This is a genomic window from Corynebacterium sp. HMSC28B08, assembly GCF_001806865.1.
Taxonomy (GTDB): Bacteria; Actinomycetota; Actinomycetes; order Mycobacteriales; family Mycobacteriaceae; genus Corynebacterium; species Corynebacterium auriscanis.
The window spans coordinates 20,953-41,868 of record NZ_KV786144.1 but is presented as its reverse complement, the minus strand read 5'-3'; the positions used below and the strand labels follow the sequence as shown (position 1 = coordinate 41,868).

The following is a 20,916-nucleotide window of genomic DNA, read 5'->3' as shown; positions in this document are numbered from 1 at the left end:
CCGCTGCAACCCCAGCACCGTTTCCAGCACCGTTCGTACCGCTCCCCGCAGCACCGCTCCCAGCGCCCCCCATCAGGGCCCTCACAAAGCCCCCAATGGTGCCCCCAGTGGGACTCGAACCCACACTTGACGGATTTTAAGTCCGCTGCCTCTGCCGATTGGGCTATAGGGGCGGATGCTCCTACGCGAGGTTGCGGTTCACAACCTCGGCCAGCATCCCGTCTAATATATCCTTTTCACTCACGGTGATCTGCATCAACCCCCGCTGTAGGAAGATTTCGCTGAACGCATCGATAATCAGCGCTCCGCCGCCGATCACATCCGCACGCCCGGGGTGCATCGGCCCCAACTCAAGGCGCTGCTCAGGGCTCATATCGACCAGCTTGAGCGCCATCGCCCGGAAGTCTTGCAGCGGAAGCGTGCTCATGTGAATTCTCTCGCTGTCGTAGCTCTCCAGCCCCTTAGTAATCGCGCACAGAGTAGTCATTGTGCCTGCCACACCTACTACACGCTTCACGGCGCTAAAGTCCACGTGCTGGCTCACGTCCTGCAATAACTTGTCAATCATTGCACGCGCCTCGGCGATCTCACCCTCCGTAGGGGGCTGGCTCCGCAAGAATCGCTCCGTCAGTCGCACACATCCCATATCCGCGGAGTACGCCTGCAGCTCGCCCCCGACTTGAACCACAAATTCGGTAGAGCCACCGCCTAAGTCGATCACGCACACACCCTCATAGCGGTTGGGATCGGCCGGATCGGAACCGAGCTGTCCAGGAAGGTCACCCACCGCCCCGGCAAAGCTCAACTTCGCCTCATCTTCGCCACTGATGACTTGCGCTTGCGCACCCGGCTTGATCCGCCCAAGATGCTTGGCGGTGATGTCGAAGAACTCATCTTTGTTGGCCGCATCGCGAGTTGCGGAAGTCGCGCCCATCATCACATCTTCCACCGCGTATTCCACCATGCGGTCCGCGTACGTATGGAGCGCGGCGTCGACCCGAGAAAGAGCCTCATCGGCGAACCGACCCGTAGCATCCACGCCTTGGCCCAGTCGCACGATGATGTTGTCCCGGTTGAGTTCACGCAGGTGGGCCCGGCCACCCTCATCAAACCAACGCTCGGCAATCAACAGACGAATGGAGTTCGTCCCGCAGTCGATCGCGGCGAACCGCCGGGGCTCGGTGCTGGCCTTAGCCATAGAGGTGCCCAAGGATTCCGCGCTCGGCCACTCGGCGGGCAATGCAGTACCCGCCAGTTTGGGGTTGTTTTCCAGCGCCAAGGCCACGGCCTCCGTACCCAGCCGCACCCGCTCCGGCCCCTCGGCCAGCGCATACGCGATCAGAACGTGTAGGCACTTCACACGATCGGGCATTCCGCCACCGGAGAAGTCGGTCCCCAGATCCTCCATCGCGTTGCGCACGGACAAGAAATGCTCATGGGCTGCCTGGTAGTCGGCGGCCAGGTTCGCATCCGTAGCCAGTCGTGCCTGCATCGTCTTCATCACACCGGCCACTTCCAGCCGTGATGCCTCTGCCGTCAGGCGCGGATCGGTCAGATAGTACAGAGTGGGAAACGGCGTGCCGTCTGGCAGCTTGGGATGGGTTTTCACCACGGCGGGCTGCCCATCGGGGGTCCGGTAGCTCACCTCAACAGCGCCTCGTGGCCTCCGCCCCAGCTGCTGCTCCATGATGTCGAGATCGGCCTCGCTCACACTCACGTTGGTCCCTGCTTTCCCGGTTGTTTCTGTTGGCGTTGGTCAGTTTCTTTTCTACCCGACGCCCCGCGCCTTCACCGCCAGCGCCCCGTCTAGGACTTTGGTGGTGTTGGAATCGTGGGCAGGCGCGTCTGTTCCTGTTCCTGGTGGATTTGCTCCGGGGTGGGTTCGGGAACGGATATCGAATCCCATAGCTTCTGGTACCACTCGCGATCGCCTTGGTTGTTCTCGGCATCGTCGGTGGGGTTATCCCCCGGCGCGGAAGATCCGATGTGCGGCGAAATGATGCGGAAGGCCGATTCACCGGGTTCGATTAGTCCCAGCCTGGTGCGGGCTTGTTCTTTGATGTAGTCCTCGTTGTGATAACGGTTGAGCTCATCAGTGAGCTCGCGTTTGCGCTGTTCCTGGGCTTGGATAGTGTTCTCCAGCCGGGCGATTTCGGCGCGCTGTTCAAAGTAGTTGCGTAGTGGTGTAGCAATGGACAGCGCGAGGAAGATCACCAAGGAGATCGAAATGACCGTAGCCAACGGATTGACCTTTTGCGGCAAGGTGACGAAACTGCGCGCCATGCGGCCGGGTGCATTGTGAACGCGACGGCGGCGTTCTTGCTGCCGTTGCACCGAGCGAGCTTGCGGCAAGCGCGGGCGATCGGCACCAGCCTCGGTTTCGGCGGTGCGCCCCGTGTTGCGCTTCGAGCTCGCGGAATTACTCATAGATCAACAGATTACCAATGTGGCAATGAAAAACACCCCACGAAACTCAGTTCAGTTCGCGGGGTGTTCAGGGAGGTTAGTTATCCCTTGAATCGCGGGATGCTTCGCAGTGGTGCGCGGTGATCGGGTGTTCAGGGAGGTTAGTTATCCCTTGAAACGCGGGAAGGCAGAACGGCCGGCGTACACTGCAGCATCGTCAAGGTACTGCTCGATGCGCAGCAGTTGGTTGTACTTAGCAACCCGCTCGGAACGTGCGGGAGCACCGGTCTTGATCTGTCCACAGTTCAGGGCTACGGCCAGGTCGGCGATGGTGGTGTCTTCGGTCTCACCGGAGCGGTGGGACATCATGGTGCGGTAGCCATTCCGGTGTGCCAAGTCCACGGCATCGAAGGTCTCGGTGAGGGTACCGATCTGGTTTACCTTCACCAGCAGTGCGTTCGCAGCCTTCTTCTCGATGCCCTCCTGCAGGCGGGCTGGGTTGGTTACGAAGAAGTCATCGCCCACGATCTGCACCTTATCGCCGATTGCCTCGGTGAGCTTGGTGTAACCTTCCCAGTCGTCTTCCTGCAGCGGATCCTCGATGGAGACGATCGGGTACTGGTTGATGAGCTCCTCGTAGACCTTGGCCATTTCCTCGGCAGTGTGCTCGCCACCTTCGAAGTGGTACTTGCCATCCTTGTAGAACTCGGAGGATGCAACGTCCAGCGCCAGGGCGATTTCCTCGCCCAGCTTGTAACCGGCACCCTCGATAGCTTCGACAATGAGGTCGAGTGCTGCTTTGGTGGACTCGACGGATGGTGCGAAGCCACCCTCGTCACCCAGGCCGGTGGACAGGCCCTTTTCCTTGATGACCTTCTTGAGGTTGTGGTAGACCTCGGTGCCCATGCGCAGTGCTTCGGAGAAGGTTTCTGCACCGATAGGGGCAATCATGAACTCCTGTACATCCACACCAGAATCCGCGTGTGCACCACCGTTGAGGATGTTCATCATTGGCACTGGGAGTACGTGAGCGTTCGGTCCGCCGATGTAGCGGAACAGGTGCAGGCCAGTGGACTCCGCGGCGGCGTGTGCCACGGCCATGGAAACGCCGAGGATGGCATTCGCACCCAGGCGGGACTTGTTATCGGTACCGTCCAGCTCGATCATGGCTTCGTCGATGAGGCGCTGATCGTCGGCTTCCATGCCCACGAGCTCGTCATCGATTTCCTCAATGACGTTTTCGACAGCCTTCAGTACACCCTTGCCCAAGTAACGATCGTCGCCGTCACGCAATTCGTGAGCTTCGTGCACACCAGTGGAGGCACCGGATGGAACTGCTGCACGGCCGATGGAGCCATCATCCAAGCCCACCTCCACTTCTACCGTCGGGTTGCCACGGGAATCGAGGATTTCGCGGGCAATGATCTGCATGATTTCGGCCATGAGCTTTTCAGCCTCCTAGGTGAGACGGGTAAGGGCAGGAAAAAGTAGTCGGTACCTTTAACCACCCCTATTGTTACAGATTTTCACCAGTAATCGCTGACTCAATGCCCAGTTTCTACCCCAGTAATGATGGGAAGTGGCGCCGTGGGGCCTTCGCAATGCCGCAACGGTACCCCCGGCAGTGGCGCAAGCATGGTCGAAAGCTGGCTCGCAACGGGTCTGAATTACCCCAACGGCCGCTGGCCCAGTGCGTAGTTCGCCGCAGCATCGCGCACATCCCGGACGTACTTGTCCGATAGGTTGTAGGCACGGACCGCACTCGCCCACCCTTCCGGGGTGGCCAAGTCTCGCTCGAAATCACACAGCAGGCGTACCGCCGACGCGGCTGCGTCATCGATATTTTGCGGATCGGCGTTCTCATTCCCATCCGCGTCAACCCCATAGCGGTTCCACGATTCTGGAATGAATTGAAGTGGTCCCATGGCACGGTCGTATTCCTTGTCACCGTCCAGCTTGCCCCCGTCCGTATCCCGCACCGTAGCAAACCCCTTCCCGTTGAGCTGGGGTCCAAAGATGGGCGGGTTGGCATTGCCCTTGGCGTCGAGCTCAGAGGCACCGAAACGCTTGCCATCGTACGTTCCGTGACGGGTTTCCACGTACCCCAGGCCGGCCAGGGTGTTCCACGTTAGATGGCATTGCGGGCGAGATTCGCGGGCGATTGCCTCGGCATTTCCATAGGCGATGAGCGCCTGTTGCGGTATCCCCGTGTCCTCAGAAATGGGTCTGGCCCAGGACAGGAGCCCCTCGCTGGTTCGGCCGGGAGCATGAATGTCCAGATCCGGCGCCGGCTTGGCGGCCTTAGGCGGAACGTTGTCCGGCACAGCCACACGAGTGGGCTGAGGTGTGGATGCGCGCTCCGTGAATCCCGCGACGAGGAATCCGACGATCGCGATGATCATCAGCAACGCGAGGACGATGACGAAGAAGCCACAGCCTGCGAACTTGCCGCGGTATGGGCGCTGGGACGGCACGGTACCGCGAGTTCCGGTGGGTGGGGCGGTACCGCGGTTTCCGGTGGCAGGGGCGGTGCCGCGAGCGCCTGCATCAGGAACGGTGCTGCGAGCGCCACCACGCCGTTGAATCCCCGATGTCCCCCGGCCACTGCGCTGAGCGCGCGGCCGGTTGGGTTCGGGGATGGGGCCATACACCGGTTTATTCGGCTTAGGCACCGCTGTCCCCACCCTTGTTGACCAAAACGGCTTTGAGGCTAACCTCGGGCAATTGCACCCGTTCTCCCGTCGATATGATCTTGATCTCGGCAAGATCGGCGAAGGCCCGTTGCAGCATCTCGATCTCCACACCCGGCAGAATCCCGCGCTGCTCTAGGTAACGCAGCAGGTCCCCGTCCCTATCGGACACGCGATCGACCACACAGGATTCGTGTGCATTGACAGTGGACAAAGATACAACCGCAGGGGCGGTGAATTTGCCGCTGGCATCCGGGATGGGATCCCCATGTGGATCGCGGGAGGGGAAACCCATTTTCTCCTCGATACGCCTGATGAATTCGTCCGAGACCGCATGTTCCAAAATCTCCGCCTCCTCATGAACATCACCGAGGGGGTAGCCGAGTTCCTGGCACAGGTAAGTCTCAATCAGGCGATGCCGGCGCACCATTGCAATCGCCAGATGTAGCCCTTGCGGGGTCAGTTGGATATCGGCGTACGGACGGTGCTCAACCAGGCCTTTGGCATCCAGTCGCTTCACAGCTTCAGACGTGGTGGAAGCCCGCTGCCCCATTGTTTCGGCCAGTTGGGACAAAGTGATTCCCTCGTTTCCCCACTCTTGAAAATCGTAGATCTTCTTCAGGTAGTCCTGGGTTTTCTCGGGAAGGTCGCTGACATGCATAGGCACATCTTAACGGGGGTAAGAGCATTTGCCCGGTAGCAAATTCTCCAACTACTGTTTGTTCTGGTTTTCAATCCATTGAACTTTTAATTTCCTCAAGGAGTTTTCACATGTCTTCTCGACGCCCCCAGCCGCCATTTAAGAAGCTCACCGCCGGGATCTCGTTGCTCAGTGGCTTAGCGCTACTCACCGCGTGTGGCGCCGGAGCATCCGATTCTTCCAACACCGAAAAGCCCACGGTCCTGACCACATTCACGATCCTCGAGGACATGACTAAGCAAGTCGGCGGGGATTTGGTGGAAGTCCGGTCCCTCACCTCCCCCGGCGCCGAGATCCACGGCTATGAACCCACCCCTTCGGATGTCGCTGCTGCCTCGAAAGCGGACCTCATTCTGAGCAATGGCCTGGGCCTCGAACACTGGGTGGACAAGGTTCTGGAACGCTCCGAAGCTAAGCGCGCGGAAGTATCTCAAGGTGTGACCCCTATCGACATCGAGGGAACGAAAACTCCCAACCCGCACGCCTGGATGAGCCCGGATAATGCGGTGATCTACGTGGATAACATTGAAAAGGCCCTCGTTGACCTCAAGCCCGATCACAAAGACGAAATCCACCAGAACGCCGACCGCTACCGCGAGCAACTGAAGAAGGTCGATGACGAGCTGGAGAAGGGCCTGCGCGAACTTCCTGAGCAGTCCCGCACCTTGGTCAGTTGTGAGGGAGCCTTTAGTTACCTCACCCGGGATGCGGGCATGAAGGAGGGCTACATCTGGCCGGTTAACACCGAGGAGGACGCTACTCCCCAGCAGGTAGCCCGCGCTGTTAACTTCGTTCGTGACAACAAGGTGCCCGCAGTATTCTGCGAGTCGACCGTGAATCCCGGTGCCAAGCAACAGATTATGCGGGAAACGGGCGCGAAGGACGGCGGTGTGCTCTATGTAGATTCCCTTTCCGATGCATCGGGTCCGGTGCCCACCTTCTTGGACCTGTTGCGCTATGACGCCACAACCATCGTGAAGGGCCTGGGCAACAACGCTGCTGGAGAGCGGAAGTAATGCCGAAATCGGAACCCAATCGTGTGGCTGGGCGTGCGGACGCACCGGTCGATCGCGTGGCCACACAGGTCGATGCAAAACCCAATCGCACTAGCGAGCAAGCGGATCGCATGGCTGGGCGCGCGAACGCGCCGGCCGGTCGCGTGGCCACACAGGTGCAGAATGTCACCGTTTTTTACTCGGGGAACCCCACTACGCACCAGCCAGCACTAGAGGACATGACCACCGAGTTGCACTACGGCAGCGTGAAGGCCCTCATCGGCCCCAACGGTTCAGGTAAGTCCACCCTCTTCAAATCCATCATGGGTCTTATCCCCCTGTATACCGGCACCATCACACATGCGGATGATTCGCCAGGGGCTATTGCGTACGTACCCCAGCATGAGGCTGTGGATTGGAACTTCCCGATTTCCGTGGAGCAGGTCGTGGCCTCGGGGCGTTTCGCTACCCCCGCCGACCGCGGTCGATTGTTCGGGCACAGGCGCACGGGTTCAGCCCTCCGCTCAAGCACCCTCAGACACTCAGATTCTTCCCTCGACACACGCAGCCCCAAACGCTCAGATTCTTCCCTCAGCACAGGCACTCCCAGCCGCTCACGGTCCGCTCGCCGCTCCATTTTCGGAGGCAAATGGCTGGGCCGGCACACTCAGACCGATCGCGATGCTATCGAGGCTGCCCTAGAGATCGCGCACCTGACCGACCTCCGCGACCGCCAAATTGGCCAATTATCAGGCGGGCAGAAAAAGCGCGTATTCGTAGCCCGTGGCATTGCCCAGGGCGCCCACACCCTACTGCTGGATGAACCGTTCGCGGGCGTGGATAACACCAGCCGCGATGACCTCACAGCCCTCTTCCGGCAACTAGCCGCCGAGGGCAAAGCACTGCTGGTCGCCACTCACGACATCGATCACCTTCCCACATTCTGCGATGAAGTCATCATGATCAATGGACGCGTAATCGCCGATGGCCCCACTGCCGCCGCACTGACCGACGAAAACCTGCTGAGAGCGTTTAGTGGAGTGCGGGGTGGCGTCGAAGGAGGAAAGCAATGAGCAAATCCCCTGAAGCCTGGACCTTCCTAGACATGTTCCACTTCGAATTCATCCAACGCGCGTTCGTGGCCGCGAGCGCGATTGCCATTGTGGCAGGCTTGTTGAGCTGCTGGTTAGTTCTGATCGGGTGGTCACTGCTGGGCGATGCGATTTCGCATGCGGTTTTGCCCGGAGTGGTCATCGCGTACCTGGTGGGAGCACCCTTCGCAGTCGGCGCCCTGATCGCCGCGGTCATTGCGGTAGGAACCGTGGGCGCGATCCGTTCCCGCACCACGCTCCGGGAGGACACCGCTATCGGAATAACCTTCACCAGCATGTTTGCCCTGGGGTTGGTGCTGGTGACCATTTCCCCGTCCGGCACGCACCTGCAGGAAATCCTGTTCGGGAATCTGCTAGGCATCAAAGATGCTGCGTTCAACCAGGTGCTGGTGTTCGGAGGGGTGGCCTTCGTGGTGATGGTGGTGGCGCGCCGTGCGCTGACGCTGTGGGCCTTTGATCCCCTCCATGCCGCAACGCTGGGATTCAACACGCGGTTCATCCGATGGATCCTGATGCTGTGTTTGGCGTGCGTGGTGGTGGCGTCCGCCCAGGCAGTGGGTGTGATACTGGTTGTCGCCATGCTGATAACCCCAGGCGCTACAGCTTACTTGCTCACGCAGAAGTTCTCCGTGATGTTAGTGCTGAGCCCCCTGCTGGCGTGGATCAGTTGCGCGGTGGGAATCGCCACGAGCTTCTTCTGGGATATCTCGACCGGCGGGGCAATTGTGCTCTCGCAGTCTGCTCTCTTCACGCTGGTGTACTTGTTCGGTAAACGCGAGGGCGTGGCGCGGAAGCTGCTGCAGAATTAGCGTGCTACGGGATTCACCGGGGCCGGATTTCGCCGGGGCAGGGATTCACCGGAGTCGGATTTCGCCGGGGTCGGAATCAGCAGAACGAAACGACACCGACACGTCTGATTCCGCGCATCTCATTCTGCTTTCCGAAGGCTTTCTGAGTGCGGATCCAACGGAACGCCTGCACGGGGAAATTGAGTCCGGCGAAAACGGGCACGGGAAAACTCTCAGTGGAAAAAGAAACGCACCGGCATACGTGTAATAGGGGTAATCCCTCGCGTTACCAAGATGGTGCCGACTCAGCCCATATCAAGGGAAAACGTTAGCCCTCGCGTTACCAAGCTGGTGCCGACACAGCCCGTATCAAGGAAATTCGAGTTAGCCCTCGCGTTGCCAAATTGCAGCCCTCGCCAATCAGGTTAGGAGACGCGGGAATTAGGCACCCCTGTCGTCGAGCTGTTGTTTGAACGCGCGGACCGCGTCCAGCAGGCGGCGGTCCGATTCACCCGGTTCGTCCAGCTCCAAGCCCACCATTGGGAACCGAATATCGGTTGGGATCTTGGAATCAGGCAGGCCCATCTCTCGCGCTCGACGGATAACAATCTCTGCCTCGACCAGTGCAGTTGAGACCGGCGGAGATTGCACAGTCGCGGGTGCAGCCTGCTCGGCTGAGTTCGACTGGGAAGATGCCGTTGCCTGATCAGGCTTCGCAAAAAACTGACTCGGCTTGGACGACACGTTTGCCTGGCGGGACTGGGAAGATGCCGCTGCCTGATCCGCCTGCGTGGATTCCGGTGCAGTCCCTGCGGCGGAGGTTGTGACAGGTTTTGCTGTATTTCCCGTGGCAGGTTTTGTGACAGTTCCTGCGGCGGAGGTTGTGGCAGGTTTTGCTGTATTTCCTGCGGCAGCCCCAGCAGCGGATCCTTGGTTTGGCTGTGCCGGGGCATCCTTGTCTTTGAGGAAAGCCCGGTACGGCTCGCCCAAACGTTCCAGTTTCGCCGCGCGCTCCCTACGCTTGCCCTCCTCCCACAGTCGGTCCTGCTCTGTGCGAGGAACATCCCGCTCCACCTGTTCGAACAGGTAAGGCGCACGAGAACGCATCTTAGCTACAAACGCACCCGAGACGTGCCCGATATCAAACGCGCCTCGCCTGTTGGCGATTTCAGCGTGGAACAACACCTGTAACAGAACATCCGAAAGCTCCTGGCACAACTCCTGTTCCAACCACTGGGGCGCCGCTGTGTCATCGTCCTCGTCGGAATACTCGTCGATGGCCTCCACCACGCGAGCCAACTCCGCGGCTTCCTGACGAAGGAACTCCATGAGGCTAGTGTGCGTCATAGATTGCTCCCACTCACCCTGCCGCAGAGCCCGCGCCATCAGGGCAACCGCATCTTCTATCTCGTCCATGACGGACGCCGGCACTTCGGTACGAGTGGTTCGGCGCAATCCGGCCACAGCTACTGTGTGCTCATCGGTGCCGACAATCTCCCCGTCCACAAAACCAGCGCCGGAGTGGGTGACCGAGGCGGCGTCGTTGGTAAAAGAGGGGCCATCGGCCGCGTTCGGCGACACAGGGGCCCCATCGGCCGTGGCGGAGCTGCCGGATTCGAGCTGCTTGTTGGGCTCCATCTCCACGACAAGGCTGGGAGCCTTGATGATCTCCTCGTGGTTGTTCAAGCGCTCGCGAACCGCATCGTTGGTGATATCTGTTGTGACCAATACGTCCGATTCAGCAACGGTGTGGCCGCCAAGATCGGCGATCACCCAACGCACACGCACCGGAACTTCTTCGGTGTAGGAAACGTCACCGCGCAGGTGGGAGACGGCCTCCACCGGAATCATCGCGGGGAATCGGGGGTCCAACAGAATCACAGACATAGAGTTAGATGTTACCTGCTCGCTGCTTCTACTCCACTCATGTTCCGCGATGGGATGCCCGCCAACTGCGTGAGCGAGTCCGCAACCCATTGCACAAGTTCCATTTCCCGCAGCGGAACCGCCCGCATTCCCGCGCCCTTTTTAGGCGCAGGAATCAGCACAACCTTCGTGGTCGCGCGGTAGTTCGCGGAGGGGAACAGTCGCTTCAAACGCACTTGGCCGGAATCCTCCAGCTGGATGGGGCTGAAGCTGATCTTCGACCCCACGGCAACAACCTCCGTGACCTTCAAGTCGCGGCACAGAAGGCGCAGTCGGGAGAGCGCGGCCAGCATGTGGATCTCCTCGCCGGGCTCGCCATAGCGGTCGCGCAACTCCTCCAGCACGATCGCGATCTGCTCGTTATCCTCGGCCGCGGCGAACTTGCGGTATGCCTCCAAACGCAGGCGCTCGCTGGCCACGTACTCCACCGGAATGTGTGCATCCACGGGCAAATCGATACGGATTTCCTTCTTTTCCTCTTCCGTTCCGTCGACCACCTTGCCGTCGGCCATCGCGCGGAATGCCTCGACGGCCTCCCCGACCAAGCGGACGTACAGGTCAAAGCCCACTCCGGCGATATGCCCGGACTGCTCGGCGCCCAGCACATTGCCGGCGCCGCGCATCTCCAAATCCTTCATCGCCACGGCCATACCAGCGCCCAGGTCGTTATTCTGCGCGATTGTGGTCAGTCGATCGTAGGATGTTTCCGTGAGCACCTCTCCCGGCGGGTACAGGAAGTACGCATACCCACGTTCACGCGAACGGCCCACTCGACCGCGCAGCTGGTGCAGCTGGGATAGGCCCATGTGGTGGGCGTTTTCCACGATCAGGGTGTTGGCATTGGCAATGTCCAATCCCGTTTCCACGATTGTGGTACACACCAGCACGTCAAATTCGCGATCCCAGAACCCCTTAACGGTGGTTTCCAGCTGCTCCTCGCTCATCTGCCCGTGGGCGACAACCACGCGGGCTTCTGGCACCAGCCGGCGCAGGTGATCAGCGGCCCGTTCAATCGTTTTCACGCGGTTGTGCACGTAGAACACTTGCCCATCGCGCAACAGTTCGCGCCGGATGGCCGCGGCCACGTGCTTATCCTCTTGCTGCCCTACGTACGTCAACACGGGGTGGCGATCCTGCGGAGGCGTGAGAATGGTCGACATTTCCCGAATCCCTGCCATGGACATCTCCAACGTGCGTGGAATCGGTGTAGCGGACATCGTCAGCACATCCACATGGGTGCGCAGCGATTTGATGTGCTCTTTATGCTCGACGCCAAAACGCTGCTCTTCATCCACAATCACTAGGCCCAAGTTCTTCCACTGGATCCCGGTCTGCAGGAGGCGGTGTGTGCCGATGACAATGTCGACCGTCCCATCGGCCATTGCCTTGATTACTTCGCGTGATTCCGCGGGCGAGGTAAACCGCGATAGCTCGCGAATTGTCGTGGGGAAATCCTGCATGCGGTCGGTGAACGTGTTGAAGTGCTGCTGCGCCAACAACGTGGTGGGGACAAGAACCGCAACTTGTTTACCGGACTGCACTGCCTTAAATGCTGCGCGCACCGCAACTTCCGTTTTGCCGTAACCCACATCGCCCACAATCACGCGGTCCATGGGAACGGGTTTTTCCATATCGGCTTTCACCGCTTCGATTGCGTTGAACTGATCTTCGGTTTCGGTGTACGGGAAGGCCTCTTCCATCTCCCGCTGCCAGGGTGTATCGGCGCCGAAGGCATACCCCGGCGCGGCTTGGCGGGTGGCATACAGTTGGACCAATTCACCGGCGATCTCGCGTACCGCGCCACGGGCTTTGCGCTTGGTGTTCTTCCAATCGGCACCTCCCATTTTCGACAGTGCGGGCTTTTCCCCACCCACGTATCGGGAGAGCATGTCCAGTTGGTCCATGGGCACGTACAGCTGGTCGCCTGGACCCCCGCGCTTGCTGGGCGCGTATTCCAGAACCAAGTATTCCCGGCGCGAGGCATCGGCGCCCTTGCCGATAGTGCGCTCTTCCATGCGAACGAATTTGCCGATGCCGTGGGAATCGTGGACCACCAGATCGCCTGGTTCCAGCGCGAGTGGATCCACGCGGTTGCGCTTTTTGGCCGGTTTCCGCTTGCCTGTTGCTTTGGCATCCACACGGTTACCGGTCAGATCGGTTTCGGTAATGAACAGCAAGCTGGAGTGCTTATCATCCCCGGCAAACGGGAAATCCAGTCCTTGGTGCGCGACCGCGTGATAGATGCTGACATGCTTAGGTGCGGGCTCATCCGCTGGGGTGAGCGTGGTCTTCGGCAATCGGCCCAGGCCTCGGGATCCCGTAAGGTCAACGCCGATAGGTTGTACGGCGATTCCGGCTTCTTTGAAGCGACGCACCATGCGAGCTACAACGGCGGGCGTGGGAGCTGCGAAGACTACCCGGCCGCCGGATTCCACGCGCTTTCGGATATCGGCCATAACCGCACCGATCGCCTCCATATCCCCGTGGGGTGTGGGGGCAGTTGCATAGTCGAGGCTGAGCACATCGTCATCTAGAGTTCCGCTGGACTCCGAGTCTTCCGTATCCGCGTCCCCGAAATCCGCCACGCCCACCGGCGATAGGGTCCACCACGGGCGATGCAGGTTCTTTTGCACCTGTTGCAATCCCTCGAGCGACATGTACGCCACGCCGTCGAGGGGCATAGCTCCACCCATCGCGGCGACTTCCCACCCGGCTTCCATGAACTGTTTGCCGGTTTCCGCTAAGTCCACCGCACGACGCTTCACTGCGGCCGGGGTTGTCACGATTGTGTGAGTGCCCTCGGGCATCAACGCGGGAAGGGCCACCAAATCTGACGTGCGCAGGGCCGGGATCAGCGCTTCCATGCCCTGCACGGAGATACCCTGGCTGATCTTGTCGAAGAGCTCCGCCAGTTCCGCATTGCCTGCGTGTTCTTGGGCTAGCTGCCGGGCTTTTTCCCGGACCTCGTTGGTCAGTAGCAGCTCCCGGCACGGGTATACCGTCACGTCATCTAGTTGGAGGTTGGGGATCGTGCGCTGGTCGCCCACGCTGAACGCGCGCACTTCCGAGACCTCATCGCCCCAGAAATCCACACGCACCGGTAGTTCTTCCGTCGCAGGGAAAATGTCGACAATGCCACCACGGATAGCGAAGTGGCCCCGCTTCGCCACCACGTCCACATGCGTATAACCCAGTTCCACTAGACGATCCGGGAGGTCATCGAAGCTGAGATCCTGGCCCTCCACCAACCGAATTGGTTCCACATCCCCCAAGTTTTCCTGCACCGGTTGGAGCACCGCGCGAGCCGAGGCCACCACAATGCGCAAGCCGGAGGGGTTTTGCTTTGGGCCCCGCGGGGCGTCGTCCCCCCAATCCTCACGCAAACGGCGCAGCACCCGCATACGAGCCGCAACTGTCTCCACGCCAGGCGAGAGGCGCTCGTGCGGAAGGGTTTCCCAGGCAGGGAACATCTCCACCGCGGAGCCCACCATAGCCCGCAGGATCTCGGTGAGGTCCTGCGCCTGGCGACCGGTTGCCGTGACGACGAGGACAGGAGCCTGGCTAGCGACCGCGCCGACCGCGAAAGGCCACACACCCTCAGGACCCTGCATGTGCAGAGAGTGATCCCCGATATGGGTCACCAAACCGCGCAGCTTGGAATCCTGACTCACGGCCTTGAGCAGGCCGGATAGTGCAGGTGCGGTTGTGTGGCGCGGCTGATCCGAGGTCTTTGAACTCATGATTGACCAGTGTAGCGAGGCGATAAGACAGGCCAGTTTTCTACCCCTGCGGGTCGTGAGGTATTGTGTCCCATGCACAGTGATACGGCTTTGGTCTGTGTCCAGCTAGTGCATTCTCCCATGGTGTAATTGGCAACACTACGGTTTTTGGTACCGTCATTCTAGGTTCGAGTCCTGGTGGGAGAGCTTTTGATGCCCCGCCCGTAACCTGCGTTCATGCTGGTAGGGCGGGGTTTTTCGTGTTTTCTGCGGGTGTTGGGTTTTAGTGTGTTTTAGCCTGTTTTAGTGCCTATTGTCGTCAAAATGTCGTCACGTCGTCGTCCCCCGAAACGCAAAAAAGACCCCCGCCACAGGGAGCATAAGCTCAACCCATGACGGGGGTCTTTAATCATTGTCGCGGCGCGTTGCCTGCCATTGCTCAAAAGTCATCCACGGCGGTATCGGGGGCTTCCACCCATGTGAGGCGTGCATGGTGAGCACTTGGTGTGCCCAGCCGGTCGCCCAGACAATGTAGTCCTTAGCCTCGTTGAACTCCTCCCTAATGGCGGTTTCCCGCTTTCTCGCGTCTTTCCGCTCCTCGTCAAAGTCGGCACGCATCTCACCCATTTGCGAGTCCAAAGAGGCAATGCGCCCTTTAAGGTGCCGAACAGTGGCCTCCTCCAACGCTCGCTCGCGGTCGATGGAACGCTGCTGACGGGTACGCAACCACGCCACCGCACGCCCAATAATCCACAGTTTTTCCGCTGACTCGCGGGAGAATATCGCGGCGGGCCCGAAAATCAGCAGCACCAGCACCAGGACGATAGACCAGCCGGGGGTTTTGGGGAAAGCGTCAATCAGCTCATTCAAGTGCTTTCACTCCCCTCGCTCTTTGCATGACCCTCGTGCCCCATGCGATGCAGCCCCACATGATAGCGACTGTGAGGAAGCTTGTTGGGGTTCGCCACCCGTCCCACGGCCATGCGCCTATCATGCCTGTGAGGTTGAACTCTCCGGCTTCATGGGTGAATGCGCGCACAGGCGTGCCCCGCTCGATCATTTTCAGCAGCAGCCCCCACGCGAGTGCGCCGTAGGTGGCCATGAGTAGGATGCTCCCGGTGATGATCGGCTCCGCGTGGCGCTTCCACATGCCCACGCCAACCAGCACGCCACCAGCGCAGAACAACAATCCCCACACCCACAGGGGCATGGCTTGCTCCACGACCGTAAGGGACTGAGTAGTCGTATCCCTATCGCCCATCAAATAGTCGATGCCGCGATTAACCGCCTGCGCCGCCAGCAGGATAAGCAGGATCATCGAAACGTCCGCGGGAAGCCCAGGCCTCCAATCACCTTTCATCACTATTCCTCCAGACCGGGATAAGCACCCTCAACAGCTTCAGGCTCCGCGTGGCGCGGCTCATAAGCCATAGCATTTTGATAGGTCTGCGCAGCACCGGCAATCGTGGGGATAGCCGCCAGAACAGCAGTCAAATCAATGCCAGCCAGCTTGTCCTGATCGGGCGCTTTCGGCAAGTTGTAGACCGCAGTACCGCCCGTGATAGCAGCGCCAGCGCCAGCCAGCGTGCCGAGTAGTGCCGCAATATCTGTTTGCCCCACGGTGGACGCGACCACCGCAGCCACACCCACCAAAGCCGCGATGACGTAAATTACGAGGCGTACCCACGCCATAGGATTAAGCTTCTGATTCATGTTATTTCCCCTCCAGCTTGTTCAAAACTGCGTCTAGTTTGCCCTCGATGCGCGCCGCCGTTTCTTTTGTGATGAAGGCGTGCGCGTCGATATTCCGCACCATGTCCAGCGGTGTCATCGTTACCTTAGAGCCGGGCACGCGAGACCCGTAGCGTCGGTTGATCTGGTCAAAATCCGTCATGTTCTTCTCCTGCGGTTTACTGATTTTCTTCGCTGCCGAACCATAAAACAGCGCCCTAACTTGGTCTTTACCGCCCTTAAAAGCATTGATGTCCACCGTGTATCCAGCCACCAACGCGTTAGACCCGTATTGCCAGAGCGTGGGCTTCTGATTGCCCAGCGGGTGCGACCACTGCCTGTGCCCATCACCGGGGTAAATAGCGCCCGGCTTGCCAGTAGGGTTAGCCCCATACGCTGCCACCCAGAACGCGCCGAACTCGTGAGAATCCGGCTCGCTAGGCGCTACACGCCCCTCCCAGTAAGGGACATAGGAGTACACGCCGATCACGCGCACCCCGCGGCGTTCAAACTCGCGTTTGCACTCGCGGATATGGTCAACATGCAAACCGGCGCTAGTTTCAACGTCAATCCACACGGGACGTTTCTTATCGCCCATAACCTCAACAGCAGCCTGTACTTGCTGCGCCACGGTTGTTCCCTCGCTTGGGTTGCGAAGATAGTGGTAGGCTGCTGTGACCAACCCAGCGCCCTCCGCGTCCAAAAGGTGCGACCGATAACAACGATCCTTGTATGTGCCGTCCGTTGTGCGGATGATAGCGAACGCCATACCCTCGCGCGCTGCCTGCTTTAGACTCATGCCGTCCTGGTGCTCCGACACGTCCACACCAAAGATTGTTCCCACCGTTTTACCTCCATTGGATTTGGGCGTTTGGTCGCCTATCCACCGTGCGCCTTTGAGAACTGTTTGCATGGGGTCTAGCCTGTCGGGGCCGGGGGGTGACCACACGTACCTGTGCCACTCGAAATGCAGGTGAGGGGCCACACCGCCGTTGGTGTTGCTATCGGGGTTGATCCGTCCGATACGCTGCCCCTCGCGCACCTGCTGGTTAAGCATGACCTCGGGGATGATGTGCCCATACACGCTAGTTCCCCCACCGTTGCTTGCGGGGTGGTCAACGGTGATCCACTGTCCGAAACCGGATGCGGGGCCAACGCGGTTAACGGTGCCGTCTTTCACTGCGAAGATTGGTTGCCCACCGCTTCCCCCATCGCGCCCGAAGTCTGTGCCCCAGTGGTATGTTCCCCACCGTGGGCCTAGTCCGGACGTGACGTAGAAGCCTTTAGGCACCGGCATGGTTGCCATGGTGTACCTCCTGATATGCGAAAACCCCCTTGTTAGGGGGTTTGTATTTGCTGGTTGGTGAAGATGATTCGGCAGAATCCGTCACCGCCGGGCCCGCCTGCACGATAGGATCCGAAGATTCCGCCGGCACCGCCTGACCCGCCACCGCCACGCACACCTGGGGTGCCGGTATTGTTGACATATTTTCCGGGCGGGCCATTGTAAATACCGCCGTTATCTGTGGTGAAAATCTTCCCGTCGCCAATCATGCCCGGAACGTTTTTAAGGAGCCGGTTAGTGGGGTTAGTGGAGCCATAGCCTTCTGCCATTCCGCCACTGTCGGCGCTAAACAGCTGACTATTTGGCTCCGCTGTGTACTGCGCCAGCCCCAAGGTTAGAGTGCTGGCAGCGCCCGAGTATTCCGGCTCCACCCCGCCCTTGCCGATCTTCACTGTCCCCGTGCTTGCCGTTATCGACCCTCCGTAGCCTGCGTGGACTTTGCCACCTCGGCCACCTAGGCCAGCGTTCGCTAGTGCTCCGTCGCCACGTTGGCCGGAGTTACCACCAGCTGACAACCAAAAGTAGAAATGAGTCGCACCGTCGGGGACCGTGATGGTGTGCGTGCCGGGGGTTTCGAAATCCCGCGTCCACCACAGCAGCTTCTTCGGCCACACTAATGTGTTGCCGTACCGTACTTCTCGCACGGGGTTACTACCCCACATGATCTGTTTAGCGTCACTGATATTAGGCACTATCCCACCACCACGTAGAGAGTGCTTGGGTCCGGGATGGACGGCATGGCGGAAACGACTTCAACCTTAGGGGTGCGCTGGTCAACGTAGCCCTTGTTAGCCACATGGAAAAATTCTTCGGGGTTGAATACTTTACTTCTCCCCGAAGCGTCCCGAGACATTAAAGAACTCGGCAAGGCTTCGGAAGCGTGTGAATTCGGCGCGTCGGTAATGCTAGCCAAAGTGTGCGTGTGCGTTGCAGATGCGCCCCCCACATCGGCAGCGGACAGATTCACCACACCCGTCTGCCCATTCACACTCGACACGGCACCATCGGGGGACGCTAAACGCACCCACGACGCGAACACGCTAGCAGCCCCCGTGCCCAGCATGTACGTGCCCTTATCCACACCCGAGGTGATAACAGCAACGTCACCCTCCTCAGCGGTGAGTTTCAACATCGCGGAACGATCCTCCACGACCTGAGGTTTCGTCAAAGCCACCGCAGGAATCTGAGACGTAGGCACTTTCCCGCCCACCAAATCAGCCTTGGTCGACAAATCAGGCTTTCCGGTGATATCAGCCCACGCGCTAGACCCAGCAGGGCCTCGTGGGCCAGTCAAAGCGGGGCTGGTTTGCCCGTTCACCGTCAACCGATCACCAGACCACGACGTGCTAGAAGCAACACCAGCAGCCCTATCCGCGTCCGCCTTAGCAGACGACGCAGACGACGCAGCAGCAGTCTCACTCGCCTTAGCCTTAGTCTCACTGGCCCTAGCGTTAGTCTCCGACGTTTTAGCGTTCGTTTCGCTAGTTTTCGCTTTCGTCTCGCTCGTTTTAGCGTTCGACTCACTCGCCTTAGCCTTAGTCGCACTCGCCCCAGCAGCCGTTTCACTCACTTTCGCAGCAGCAGCAGACTCCCTCGCACCCTCAAACCAAAACCCGATCTCCGCCCGCAGCTCGTCCAACCCATCACGCTCCAACCCCCCAGCACCCTCCGCAGCACGAACACAGGCCTCCAACGTGGCTGTCGCACCATCTGGAACAATCAGCTCCACCGACTCCGCCGGCTGCCCGCCGATCACCGCAACCAACACGCACGGCCCGGGGTGCAAATCAATCTCCACCCGCCCAGCAGTGACCAAAGCGCGGCCCGCGTTCTCCAGCAGCCACCCGCCCGTCACAGGCCGGGACCGGGCAGCCCGCGCCCACACCTCCGACACCTGCTGGGCTACACCCGTGACAATCTTCAAATCACCAGAAACAACGGTCATTTAATTCTCCTCAATCCATGAAAGCTTGGTCATTGTTCCCCGGACCGCGCGCTGGCTTGGCTCCGTGGCGTCAGTGAAGGTTTCGAAAAATACTTGTTCACCGGCTTGTAGCTGTTGGTTAGCTAGTCGCAGGTAGTGGGTGCGTGATCCGTCGAAACCGGGAAGGAGGGGCCCCACTTTGGTGTGTGGTCCCCATTGTCCGAGGGTGCGGTTTTTGCTGGTTGTTACGCGGATTGCATATTGGTTGTGGTAGGTGGTCGCGTCCCACGCGACTTCCCAATAAATGAGATATTGACCCGGTGACGTTGCTGTAAAACTATGGTCAGGGTGTTTATTCCATACGTCCTGGGCGGTATCCGTCCTTTTGCCGGTAATTTCACGAGTTTTATGTGTCCCGTTGTCAATGGTGAACGTTAGGGTAAACCACGATGCTGAAATTAAACCCATCTTCATGGAATATTTCCTAGACCCATCCACTTCAGGAACGCTCCACCCAGTCAAATACACTTCTCCTTGATGCGCGTATTGACAAGAAACTTCACCTCTCCACGTCCCTTTTGCCACGAATTCTGACGTAAAATTCGTTGGGTTAGTGATGAGTTCGTATTTAAAATAATCATTTTCTCTACTTCGGTTACCATCTGCTGTGAATGTTTTAGTTTCTTGTCTCGCAGAAAGCTTCTGTTTTTCTTGCAAATAGTCAACGATTGCGCGAACGTTTTCGATCTCCGCCGTCATCTGACGCGCCAACGCGTCCTGCGCCTCCGACTGCGCCCGAAGCAAATCATTCTGCGTCTCATCAATCTGCTCCTGCAACTCCCACCGGCGCGTATTAGCCGCAATATACGCCGGAATCAACCCACCCGGCGAAGCCTCCCCATGCTCCTCCAACTGCTCAGCAAGCACAGCCAACTGAGCAGTCACATCAGCAGGCGAAGCACCCTCCCCCGACAAAATCCCACGCAAATGCTGAGTCTCATCGTTAGCCTTGGTAGCTGTTTCCTGCGCATCGACCGCCGCACTCTGCGCCTGGGTCACGCGCTCCGACAACCCAGCCAACTCACGCCGATCCTCAACCAACGCCTTATGCACCGCAGCGTTAGCAGCCAACAACGCATCACCATCACTGACCAGCTGCCCACCCACATGCACCCGCCAATCAGTCACTGAATGGTCCGACACAACAGGCTCAATGCGAGTGATCTGCATCGGCACGACGATGCCCCAAATCTCCACGTCCGCCGTATCACCCACAACAAAATCTTGCATAGGAACCCACGGGCCAAGACCCGCCAGCGTGATGTCAGACTCCAGAAAGAAATCACCGCTTGTGCGCTCCTCCGCTGCGTCCAGGACTTCCTCCACGGTGGAAGAGGGGACTTCCGTCCCGTGCGTCGAGATCGATACGTCAGCGCGGACAAATCGACGGCACATACCCCCGACACGCTTGTCATTCCCTAGTGAAGCCACATAGCCCAGCTCGTTCCCCGGAGCAGACGGTTCAAACACATCTTCGAGCTTCGTCCCCTCCGGGAGAGTGAGATTCACCTTCCCAAAAG

General features: G+C 59.4%; 17 protein-coding genes, 2 tRNA genes and 1 pseudogene. 4 read left to right on the top strand and 16 right to left on the bottom strand.

The annotated features are described in order from the left end of the window. Nucleotides 1-96: 96 nt before the first annotated feature. The 7 genes and pseudogenes from HMPREF3098_RS01230 to HMPREF3098_RS01205 form a co-directional block, all read right to left on the bottom strand. Nucleotides 97-173 (bottom strand) — tRNA-Leu (locus HMPREF3098_RS01230). Nucleotides 174-181: 8 nt separating this feature from the next. Then, nucleotides 182-1,198, bottom strand: coding sequence for a Ppx/GppA phosphatase family protein (locus HMPREF3098_RS01225; RefSeq protein WP_070433700.1), 1,017 nt, complete (start codon nucleotides 1,196-1,198; stop codon nucleotides 182-184). A gap of 126 nt (nucleotides 1,199-1,324) precedes the next feature. Beyond that, nucleotides 1,325-1,687, bottom strand: a pseudogene (locus tag HMPREF3098_RS11735) (DUF501 domain-containing protein); the annotation flags it as partial. Nucleotides 1,688-1,806: 119 nt separating this feature from the next. After that, entirely contained in the window at nucleotides 1,807-2,427 is a 621-nt protein-coding gene (locus HMPREF3098_RS01220; RefSeq protein WP_052095165.1) for an FtsB family cell division protein, read from the bottom strand. Between the two features lie 144 nt (nucleotides 2,428-2,571). Continuing rightward, on the bottom strand, nucleotides 2,572-3,849 hold the full coding sequence (gene eno / locus HMPREF3098_RS01215) for a phosphopyruvate hydratase (protein WP_070433689.1): 1,278 nt from the start codon (nucleotides 3,847-3,849) through the stop codon (nucleotides 2,572-2,574). Nucleotides 3,850-4,073: 224 nt separating this feature from the next. Next, complete coding sequence (locus HMPREF3098_RS01210) at nucleotides 4,074-5,078, bottom strand: lytic transglycosylase domain-containing protein (RefSeq protein ID WP_246815800.1); 1,005 nt, start codon at nucleotides 5,076-5,078, stop codon at nucleotides 4,074-4,076. Then, nucleotides 5,071-5,757, bottom strand: coding sequence for a metal-dependent transcriptional regulator (locus HMPREF3098_RS01205; RefSeq protein ID WP_070433688.1), 687 nt, complete (start codon nucleotides 5,755-5,757; stop codon nucleotides 5,071-5,073). Before HMPREF3098_RS01205 ends, HMPREF3098_RS01210 begins: the two co-directional genes overlap by 8 nt. A gap of 110 nt (nucleotides 5,758-5,867) precedes the next feature. Between HMPREF3098_RS01205 and HMPREF3098_RS01200 the strand changes: the two genes are divergently transcribed. The 3 genes from HMPREF3098_RS01200 to HMPREF3098_RS01190 are packed head-to-tail and all read left to right on the top strand — an operon-like array spanning nucleotide 5,868 to nucleotide 8,712. Continuing rightward, nucleotides 5,868-6,812 carry a metal ABC transporter substrate-binding protein gene (locus HMPREF3098_RS01200; RefSeq protein ID WP_070433687.1) on the top strand — a complete coding sequence of 315 codons (945 nt, stop codon included), beginning with the start codon at nucleotides 5,868-5,870 and terminating at the stop codon, nucleotides 6,810-6,812. Then, nucleotides 6,812-7,864, top strand: a complete 1,053-nt coding sequence (locus HMPREF3098_RS01195) for a metal ABC transporter ATP-binding protein (protein WP_070433686.1) — start codon at nucleotides 6,812-6,814, stop codon at nucleotides 7,862-7,864. The genes HMPREF3098_RS01200 and HMPREF3098_RS01195 overlap by 1 nt, the downstream gene beginning before the upstream one ends. After that, a complete protein-coding gene (locus HMPREF3098_RS01190) occupies nucleotides 7,861-8,712 on the top strand; it encodes a metal ABC transporter permease (protein WP_070433685.1) in 852 nt (283 codons plus the stop codon). Before HMPREF3098_RS01195 ends, HMPREF3098_RS01190 begins: the two co-directional genes overlap by 4 nt. Before the next feature lie 420 nt (nucleotides 8,713-9,132). Here the strand turns inward: HMPREF3098_RS01190 and HMPREF3098_RS01185 are convergent, their stop codons facing one another. Continuing rightward, nucleotides 9,133-10,578 carry a MazG nucleotide pyrophosphohydrolase domain-containing protein gene (locus HMPREF3098_RS01185; protein ID WP_070433684.1) on the bottom strand — a complete coding sequence of 482 codons (1,446 nt, stop codon included), beginning with the start codon at nucleotides 10,576-10,578 and terminating at the stop codon, nucleotides 9,133-9,135. Between the two features lie 11 nt (nucleotides 10,579-10,589). Further along, the gene (gene mfd / locus HMPREF3098_RS01180; RefSeq protein WP_070433683.1) at nucleotides 10,590-14,357 is read right to left on the bottom strand and encodes a transcription-repair coupling factor; all 3,768 of its coding nucleotides are present in this window, start codon (nucleotides 14,355-14,357) and stop codon (nucleotides 10,590-10,592) included. A 114-nt stretch (nucleotides 14,358-14,471) separates the two neighbouring features. Here mfd and HMPREF3098_RS01175 point away from each other — a divergent pair. Next, a tRNA-Gln gene (locus HMPREF3098_RS01175) sits at nucleotides 14,472-14,543 on the top strand. Between the two features lie 198 nt (nucleotides 14,544-14,741). Here the strand turns inward: HMPREF3098_RS01175 and HMPREF3098_RS01170 are convergent. The 7 genes from HMPREF3098_RS01170 to HMPREF3098_RS01140 are packed head-to-tail and all read right to left on the bottom strand — an operon-like array spanning nucleotide 14,742 to nucleotide 20,722. Continuing rightward, nucleotides 14,742-15,206 carry a hypothetical protein gene (locus HMPREF3098_RS01170; protein ID WP_070433682.1) on the bottom strand — a complete coding sequence of 155 codons (465 nt, stop codon included), beginning with the start codon at nucleotides 15,204-15,206 and terminating at the stop codon, nucleotides 14,742-14,744. After that, nucleotides 15,199-15,696: a hypothetical protein gene (locus tag HMPREF3098_RS01165; protein WP_070433681.1), complete on the bottom strand. Its 498-nt coding sequence runs from the start codon at nucleotides 15,694-15,696 to the stop codon at nucleotides 15,199-15,201. The genes HMPREF3098_RS01170 and HMPREF3098_RS01165 overlap by 8 nt, the downstream gene beginning before the upstream one ends. A gap of 2 nt (nucleotides 15,697-15,698) precedes the next feature. Further along, nucleotides 15,699-16,049 carry a hypothetical protein gene (locus tag HMPREF3098_RS01160; protein WP_070433680.1) on the bottom strand — a complete coding sequence of 117 codons (351 nt, stop codon included), beginning with the start codon at nucleotides 16,047-16,049 and terminating at the stop codon, nucleotides 15,699-15,701. A 1-nt stretch (nucleotide 16,050) separates the two neighbouring features. After that, nucleotides 16,051-17,373: a GH25 family lysozyme gene (locus tag HMPREF3098_RS10840; protein WP_083283895.1), complete on the bottom strand. Its 1,323-nt coding sequence runs from the start codon at nucleotides 17,371-17,373 to the stop codon at nucleotides 16,051-16,053. 32 nt (nucleotides 17,374-17,405) lie between these two features. Beyond that, nucleotides 17,406-18,104 carry a hypothetical protein gene (locus HMPREF3098_RS01150; RefSeq protein ID WP_070433679.1) on the bottom strand — a complete coding sequence of 233 codons (699 nt, stop codon included), beginning with the start codon at nucleotides 18,102-18,104 and terminating at the stop codon, nucleotides 17,406-17,408. Then, on the bottom strand, nucleotides 18,104-19,357 hold the full coding sequence (locus HMPREF3098_RS11615) for a hypothetical protein (RefSeq protein ID WP_070433678.1): 1,254 nt from the start codon (nucleotides 19,355-19,357) through the stop codon (nucleotides 18,104-18,106). Before HMPREF3098_RS11615 ends, HMPREF3098_RS01150 begins: the two co-directional genes overlap by 1 nt. After that, nucleotides 19,358-20,722: a hypothetical protein gene (locus HMPREF3098_RS01140; RefSeq protein ID WP_141739626.1), complete on the bottom strand. Its 1,365-nt coding sequence runs from the start codon at nucleotides 20,720-20,722 to the stop codon at nucleotides 19,358-19,360. Nucleotides 20,723-20,916 lie beyond the last annotated feature (194 nt).